This window comes from Streptomyces sp. NPDC054932 (genome assembly GCF_053610205.1).
Map to the genome: position 1 here is coordinate 47,856 of NZ_JBSGXU010000035.1, position 7,719 is coordinate 55,574.

Genomic DNA, 7,719 nt, shown 5'->3' on the forward strand with positions numbered 1-7,719 from the left:
CAACCATTGCGAACGCGATCGAATTCCCCGGGGTGTGTCATTCGTGTGACGTGAGCGTGGCGAGCTCCGCGGTGAGGTTGGCGCGGGCCGGGGCTTCCCAGTGCGCGGCTCCGTGGGGGGTGCGGAAGAGCCTCGGCAGCTCGAGGAGGTGGCGCAGGACGGCGGCGCGGCCGGTACGGAAGGCGTCGTCCGGGACGAAGCCGTACTCGGCGCGGACGGCGGCGGCGTAGGCGGCGTAGGCGTCCGGATCCCCGGCCAGGACGCCCAGGTCGGCGTCGCAGAGCGTCTCCCCGTCGGTGTCGCCGGGGGCGGGGTCGTGGGTGACGGTGAGCCGGACCAGCCGGGCCACCTCGGCGGTGCGCGCGGGGTCGATGCCGAGCTCGGGGAGGGCGCGCTCGGCCATGGCGGCGCTGCGCTCCTCGTTCTCGGAGCGGTCGGGGCGGTAGACGGCGTCGTGGAACCAGGCGGCGAGCCGCACGGCGGCGGGATCGGCGGCGTGCGGGGCCAGTACGTCTATCCGCGCGAGTACGTCGGCCAGGTGGGTGGTGGTGTGGTACCGGCGCTGCGGCTCCGCCCAGGCGGCGAGGAGGCGGTCGGCGTAGGGGGCGGGATCGCGGTCGGCGGGGGCGCCGGCGGCGCTGACGGTCGCGTGCCAGCGGGCCCGGAGGTCGGCGGTGTCGCTGTGCTGGGTGCCTGTGTCCATGGGCACATTGTGGGGGTGGCGTGATTGTGCTGGTGGAGCGCGGGCGGAGGCCCGTACCCTGGATATTGGACTAGACCTATTTTTCCTGGGTTTCCGAGCATTTCCGAGCTGCTTTCCGAAGGATGGGATCGAATGAGCAACCGTGCGCTCCTGGAGGTGATCGCCCTCGACGTGGAGGATGCGGTCGCGGCCCGGGCCGGTGGGGCGGACCGACTCGAACTGGTCACCGACATGGCCGCCGACGGGCTCACCCCGCCGCGCGAGACCTTCGCGGCGATCAGGGCGGCGGTCGACATCCCGCTGCGCGTGATGCTCCGCAAGACGGACGGCTTCGCGGCCGGTGACGTCTCCGTCCTGGCCCGGGCGGCGCGGGAACTGCGGGCGGAGGGCGCGCAGGAGTTCGTCCTCGGCTTCCTGGACGCGGACGGCGCACCCGACCTCGCCGCCGTCGAGGCGGTCGTCGCGGAGCTGGACGGCTGCAGCTGGACCTTCCACCGGGCGATCGACCGGGCGGCCGACCGCGACCAGCTGCGCAAGGCGCTGGCCGATGCGCCGGGGCTGGACACGTTCCTGACGGCCGGGTCGGCGGCCGGGGTCGACGAGGGCCTGCCGGTGCTGGTCGCCGAGGCGGCGCGGCGGGGCGAGCCGGGGTACGGGGCGCGGATCCTGGTGGGCGGCGGGCTGACCCTCGCGCACCTGCCGGTGCTGCGCGAGGCCGGGATCGACGCCTTCCACATCGGCGGGGCGGCGCGGCCCTCCGGGTGGGGGCGGCCGGTCTCGGCGGCGGCCGTCGCCGAGTGGCGCACCGCCCTGTCCTGACGGGGGTCCGGCTGTCGGCCGCGCCACCGCTGCCGGGGGCGCCGCCCCCGGACCGCCGCGCCTCAAACGCCGGCGAGGCTGGATTTTCCGGCCCCTCCGGCGTTCGGGCGCGGGGCGGAGGGGCGGCGCCCCGGGAAGACGGGCCGCAGGTCAGGCCAGGTCAGGCCAGGGCGGTCGGGAGCGGGGCCGAGTGCAGGGCCGTCAGGCCCGAGACCGCGCGGGTGAGGCAGACGTACAGCCGGCGCAGACCCGTCCGTTCGTCCGGCTCGCCGTCCACGATCGCCGCGGGCTCGTCCAGGACCACGTAGTCGTACTCCAGGCCCTTCGCCAGCGACGCCGGGACGAGGGTCAGCCGCGACTCGGCGGTGGTCTCCTCGCCCGGCGACAGGTACGGCATCCCCGCCTCCGCCAGGGCCTGCGCCAGGACCGGGATGCGGGCGTCGGCCGCGATCAGGCCGATCGAGCCCTCGTGGACGAGGGAGTCGCGGCAGGCGGCGACCACCGCCGCCGTCAGCTCCGCGGTCTGCGCGATCCGCAGTGAGCCCGGCGTCTCACGGACCGAGGAGACCGGGGCCAGGCCCGGGGAGATCGACGGCAGCAGGCGGGAGGCGTACGCGATCACCTCGCGCGGCACGCGGAAGCCCGCGGTCAGCTCCTCCACCACCGCCTGCGGCTTGCCGAGGTGGGTGAGGGCCTCGTCCCAGCTGCGCGTGGCCCACGGGGTGGTGCCCTGCGCGAGGTCGCCCAGCACCGTCGCCGAGCCCGTGGTGCAGCGCCGCCCCACCGCCCGGTACTGCATCGGCGACAGGTCCTGGGCCTCGTCGAGGACCACGTGGCCCAGCGAATGCGTCCGCTCCACCAGGTCGGCCGCCTCGTCGATCAGGACCAGGTCCGCCGCCGACCACTTCGCCGACTTCACGCTCCGGAACGGCTTCGGCCACAGGAGGAGCTTCTGCTCGTCCTCGGTGAGGACGTCCGCCGCGTGCAGCGCGAGGAACTCCGGATCGGACAGCAGCCGCAGGACCAGCTTCGCCGGTTCGACGGGCGGCCAGATGTCCTTCACCGCGGCCTTCACCGCCGTGTTGCGGGCCACCGCGTCCTGCACCCGGTCGTCCGGAGCCTCGCCCGCCTGCTCCATCCGTACGAGCACCGCGTGCGCGATGCGCTGCGGCAGCGCCTCCCGGGCGGCGCCGTAGCGGATGTCGCGCTTCTGCAGTTCCTCGACCATCTCGGCGATCTCGTACGCGGGCACGCGCCAGCGGCGCGAACCGCGCACCACCATCAGTGCCTCGGTGGGCGCCGTGACGTGCGAGCGCACCGCGCGGGCCAGTACCTCCGCCATCCGGGCGTCGCCCTTGACCACGGCGGTCCCGGCGGCGTCCGTGCCGCGCACCTCGAGGCCGCCCCGGGCGACCAGGTCGTCGACGGTGGCCTGCTTGACCTCCAGCTCGCCCAGGGCCGGCAGGACCTGCTCGATGTAGTGCAGGAAGGAGCGGTTCGGCCCGATGACGAGGGTGCCCGTGCGGGCGAGGCGGTCGCGGTGCGCGTAGAGGAGGTAGGCGACCCGGTGCAGGCCGACGGCCGTCTTCCCGGTGCCGGGGCCGCCCTGCACGCAGACGGAACCGGACAGGCCGGAGCGGACGATCTCGTCCTGCTCGGGCTGGATCGTCGCGACGATGTCCCGCATCGGGCCCACGCGCGGGCGCTCGATCTCCTGCTGGAGCAGCTTGCTGACGGCGGCCGCCTCGGCGGGGTCGGAGAGGTGCTCGTCCTCGTACGCCGTCAGCTCGCCGCCGGTGTATCCGAAGCGGCGGCGCAGCGCGATGTCCTGCGGGTCGGTCTTGGAGGCCCGGTAGAACGGCTGGGAGACGGGCGCGCGCCAGTCGATGACCATCGGGTCGCCGTCGGCGTCGTGGACGTGGCGGCGGCCGATGTAGAACTGCTCGCCCTCCGCGCCCTCGGCGAGTTCCGCGCCGGGTGCGTGCAGATAGTTCAGGCGGCCGAAGAAGAGCGGGGTGTGGGCGAGGTCGGCGAGGGCCTTGATGCGGTCGTCGATCTGGGCCTGGAGGACGATCGCGTTGACCCAGTTCGCGGTGACGTCGCGGATGTCGAGGGCCTCGACGTCCTCGCGCATGGCACGCAGGGCGGAGCGGGAGGCGGTGAGGTGGGCCCGTTCGCGGCCCAGCGGGTCGGCGGGTGCGGTCGGGTCGTCGTGCGTGGTCTCGGGGGCGTGCGAGGGCACGGAACTGCCTCCAGCTGCGTGGGGTGCGGAACAGATGGCCCGCCGGTTTCCGGCCGGAGGGCGGCTCTCCCCGATGAGGCGGCGGGAGGCGGCAAGAGCGGAGATTCTAGCCACCGGTGCGGGGCGGCGCGAATGGATTTCGGGGTGGGGTCAGGGGATGCGGAGGGAGTCGACGACCCGCTCGTGCATCTCCTTCAGGTCCTTCTCGTTCTCCACGGGCCCGTAGGTCATGACCATGACGAGGTGGTCGTCGTCGGAGACGATGCGGATGGAGCCGACCGCGAGGTCGGGGCCCTCCTTGCCGGAGACGTGTGCGTCGAGGGCCGGGCGGCCGTCGACCGTCGTCCTGCGGATCCGGCTCGTGGTCATGACGCCCTGGCCGAGCCGGTTGTACGCGTTGACGAAGCTCGTGAGGTTGTCCTCCAGCGGGTGCAGGTTGCCCGGGAGGTCGTGGACGACGAAGCCGGTGCCTCCGGTCGGCGTGTCCAGCACGTGCGCGCGGACGTCGACGGTCCTGCCGTCGACGAGGACGGAGCTCTTGCGGACCTCGGCCGTGCCGGGCAGGTCGGCCGAGATGCCGCTGGGGGCGTCGGTGTTCTTCACCCAGTCCTCGGCGGTCGGCGGCGCGGACGTGGCGGGCGTCGGCGTCGGCGTCGGTGCGGCAGCGCCGGTGGCGACGGCGGTGGCGGTCGCGGCGGACGGCAGCACGCCACCGGTGACCAGGGCCGCGGCCGCGGCCGTGGCTGCGGGGACCAGCAGCAGGCGCTGCGTCCGATACCGGGGTATAATGAACCCCACCCCCTGCCCAGGGGCGCGGGTCGCGGGGCCCCTCCCCGGGACCGCCGCCCCCGCCGCCCCTGCATCCGGACGGGTGTCATACCCGGGAGCGTCAGACCTCGGTACGGCCCCCTAGGGGTGGGCATGCGACGGGAGGAGTAGGCGGGACGCCTTGATGTTCCCTCCCGGGAGCGATGTGCGGGACGGGGCGAAAACGCACCATGGATACATGAGCACCGCAACCTTCACCCCGATCCAGGGCGGCCGCCCTAGCGGCGCCTCCGCCACCTCCGACTCCCGCCCGCGCCATGGTCTCGGCGGCATGCTGCGCGCCGTCAAGATCTTCGCGGCGACCGCCGTCAGCGTCGTCGTCCTCGGTGAGTACGCCGAGGACGCGGGCGTCATACGTCACTGAACGGCCGGGCCCGCGCAGCGCATCCACTGATCCACTAGGGTCACGCGGGTGACCCGGAGCCCCGTTCCCAGCCGCTCGCCGTCGTTCGTTGCCGGTGTGCTGCTGACCGGCTCGCTGCTGGTGCTGGGCGTGCTCTGCATCGCCCTGCGCATTCCGGTGGCCGACGCCCTCGTCCAGGGTTTCTCCGCCGCCGACTGGGGGCCGCCCGCCGCGTATCCGCCGTTCGCCGCGATCCTGTTCACTCCGGCCGCGTGGCTGCCGGCCGGCGCGCTGAAGGCCGTCCTCGTCCTCGGCAACGCCGCCCTGCTCGCCCTGCTGATCATGCTGTCCTGCCGGCTTGCGGGACTGCGGTCGCGGCCCGGGCCCGTGCTGGCCGCGACCATCGCGGGGCTGTGGCTGCAGCCCCTGTTCCAGGCCCCGCTGGCCGGCCAGATCAACCTGGCCCTCGCCTGCCTGGTCCTGTGGGACCTCGGCCGGCCCCGCTCCGCGCTCGGCAAGGGCTTCGCGCTGGGCATCGCCGCCGGGATCACCCTCGCCCCGGCGGCCATCGCCGCCTACCTCCTGCTGACCCGCCGTGTCCGTGCCGGGCTCACGGCGCTGGCGGCCTCGGCCGGCACCGCCCTGCTCGGGCTGCTGGTCCTCCCGGAGGCCTCCGCCGAGTTCTGGACCCGGCACCTGCCCGCGGCGGCCCGGGCCCTGGTACTGGACTGGCCGCCGCTGTGGGTCTGGTGCGCTCCGTTACTGGCCGTCCTGGCGGCCCGGGCGTGCCGGGGTCAGTCGCTCGCCAGCAGCTCGTCGGCGTCCATGATCCGGTAGGCGTACCCCTGCTCGGCGAGGAACCGCTGGCGGTGCGCCGCGAAGTCCTGGTCGATCGTGTCGCGCGCGACGACCGAGTAGAACCGCGCCTCGTGGCCGTCCGCCTTCGGGCGCAGCACGCGGCCCAGGCGCTGGGCCTCCTCCTGGCGGGAGCCGAAGGTGCCCGACACCTGGATGGCGACGGTGGCCTCCGGCAGGTCGATGGAGAAGTTCGCGACCTTCGAGACGACCAGCACGCTGAGCTCGCCCTCGCGGAAGGCGTTGAAGAGCTTCTCGCGCTGCGCGTTGGAGGTCTCGCCCTTGATGACGGGGGCGTCCAGGTGCTCGCCCAGCTCGTCGAGCTGGTCGATGTACTGGCCGATGACGAGGGTCTGCTCACCGCGGTGCTTGGCGACGAGCGCCTCGGTGACCTTCCGCTTCGTCGCCGTCGTCGCGCAGAAGCGGTACTTCTCCTCCGTCTCGGCGGTCGCGTACGCGAGCCGCTCCGACTCCGTCAGATTGACCCGCACCTCCACGCAGTCGGCGGGCGCGATGTAGCCCTGCGCCTCGATCTCCTTCCACGGGGCGTCGAACCGCTTCGGCCCGATGAGCGAGAAGACGTCCGACTCGCGCCCGTCCTCGCGCACCAGCGTCGCCGTCAGGCCGAGCCGGCGCCGTGCCTGCAGGTCGGCGGTGAACTTGAAGACCGGTGCGGGCAGCAGGTGCACCTCGTCGTAGACGATCAGACCCCAGTCCCGGGAGTCGAAGAGCTCCAGGTGCGGGTAGACGCCCTTCCGCTTGGTCGTCAGGACCTGGTAGGTGGCGATGGTGACGGGCCGGATCTCCTTGCGGGTGCCGGAGTACTCGCCGATCTCGTCCTCGGTCAGGGAGGTCCGCTTGACCAGCTCGTGCTTCCACTGGCGGGCCGAGACGGTGTTCGTCACCAGGATCAGCGTCGTCGCCTTGGCCATCGCCATGGCACCGGCGCCGACCAGCGTCTTGCCGGCGCCGCAGGGCAGCACGACCACACCGGATCCGCCGTGCCAGAAGCCCTCGACGGCCTGCTGCTGGTAGGGCCGCAGCGCCCAGCCGTCCTCGGCCAGGTCGATCGGGTGCGCCTCGCCGTCCACGTAACCGGCGAGGTCCTCGGCCGGCCAGCCCAGCTTGAGCAGGGTCTGCTTGATCTGCCCGCGCTCGGAGGGGTGCACGGCCACGGTGTCGGGGTCGAGCCGCGCGCCGACGAGCGGGGCGACCTTCTTGGACCGCAGGATCTCCTCCAGCACCGGACGGTCGGTGCTGGTCAGCACCAGTCCGTGGACGGGGTGCTTGGAGAGGGTCAGACGGCCGTAGCGCGCCATGGTCTCCGCGACGTCGACGAGCAGCGCGTGCGGGACGGGGTAGCGGGAGTACTCGACGAGCGCGTCGACGACCTGCTCGGCGTCGTGGCCGGCGGCCCGGGCGTTCCACAGGCCGAGCGGGGTGATCCGGTAGGTGTGGATGTGCTCGGGGGCCCGCTCCAGCTCGGCGAAGGGGGCGATGGCCCGCCGGGCGGCTCCGGCGAGCTCGTGGTCGACTTCGAGGAGGAGGGTCTTGTCGCTCTGGACGATGAGTGGACCATTCACGCGCGGCGCCCCGTTTCATTCAGGTCAAACCTCCAGTGTGCCGTACGGCGCGGAGGCGGGGAACCCGGCGCTTCGGCGGGGCGCCAGGCGCATGCCTCCCGATTCGCAGCGCGAAAGCTCCTGATCCCGGCCGGGCGGGCGACGGCGAGGCGATCGGCTGCCTCCACCGCTCCTTCCGCAGGGACAGGTGGGGCCGAACGGGTCTACGACGGGCCTGATGCCACGGGCGGCGACGTTGCGGCCGGTCCTCCGGGGGGGTGCCCCTATGGGTTTGGTCAAGGTGATGGGGCGGGTTGGGGCTCGTAGAAGGTGCCGTCTCGGAGCATGGCGAAGAGGACGTCGGCCC

General features: G+C 73.4%; 7 protein-coding genes. 3 read left to right on the forward strand and 4 right to left on the reverse strand.

Annotation, left to right across the window (positions count from 1 at the left end; genetic code table 11):
- Positions 1–37 precede the first annotated feature (37 nt).
- Positions 38–703: an HD domain-containing protein gene (locus ACWGE1_RS12990; RefSeq protein ID WP_453420548.1), complete on the reverse strand. Its 666-nt coding sequence runs from the start codon at positions 701–703 to the stop codon at positions 38–40.
- Positions 704–835: 132 nt separating this feature from the next.
- Here ACWGE1_RS12990 and ACWGE1_RS12995 point away from each other — a divergent pair, with 132 nt between their 5' ends.
- Complete coding sequence (locus tag ACWGE1_RS12995) at positions 836–1,522, forward strand: copper homeostasis protein CutC (RefSeq protein WP_453420549.1); 687 nt, start codon at positions 836–838, stop codon at positions 1,520–1,522.
- A 160-nt stretch (positions 1,523–1,682) separates the two neighbouring features.
- Here the strand turns inward: ACWGE1_RS12995 and ACWGE1_RS13000 are convergent, their stop codons facing one another.
- Complete coding sequence (locus ACWGE1_RS13000) at positions 1,683–3,656, reverse strand: HelD family protein (protein WP_453420559.1); 1,974 nt, start codon at positions 3,654–3,656, stop codon at positions 1,683–1,685.
- 258 nt (positions 3,657–3,914) lie between these two features.
- A complete protein-coding gene (locus ACWGE1_RS13005; RefSeq protein WP_453420550.1) occupies positions 3,915–4,562 on the reverse strand; it encodes a hypothetical protein in 648 nt (215 codons plus the stop codon).
- Between the two features lie 208 nt (positions 4,563–4,770).
- Here ACWGE1_RS13005 and ACWGE1_RS13010 point away from each other — a divergent pair, with 208 nt between their 5' ends.
- A complete protein-coding gene (locus tag ACWGE1_RS13010; protein WP_453420551.1) occupies positions 4,771–4,956 on the forward strand; it encodes a hypothetical protein in 186 nt (61 codons plus the stop codon).
- Positions 4,957–5,004: 48 nt separating this feature from the next.
- A complete protein-coding gene (locus tag ACWGE1_RS13015) occupies positions 5,005–5,772 on the forward strand; it encodes a glycosyltransferase 87 family protein (protein ID WP_453420552.1) in 768 nt (255 codons plus the stop codon).
- Here the strand turns inward: ACWGE1_RS13015 and ACWGE1_RS13020 are convergent.
- Positions 5,730–7,373: a DNA repair helicase XPB gene (locus tag ACWGE1_RS13020; protein WP_453420553.1), complete on the reverse strand. Its 1,644-nt coding sequence runs from the start codon at positions 7,371–7,373 to the stop codon at positions 5,730–5,732. The genes ACWGE1_RS13015 and ACWGE1_RS13020 overlap by 43 nt on opposite strands.
- Between the last annotated feature and the right edge of the window lie 346 nt (positions 7,374–7,719).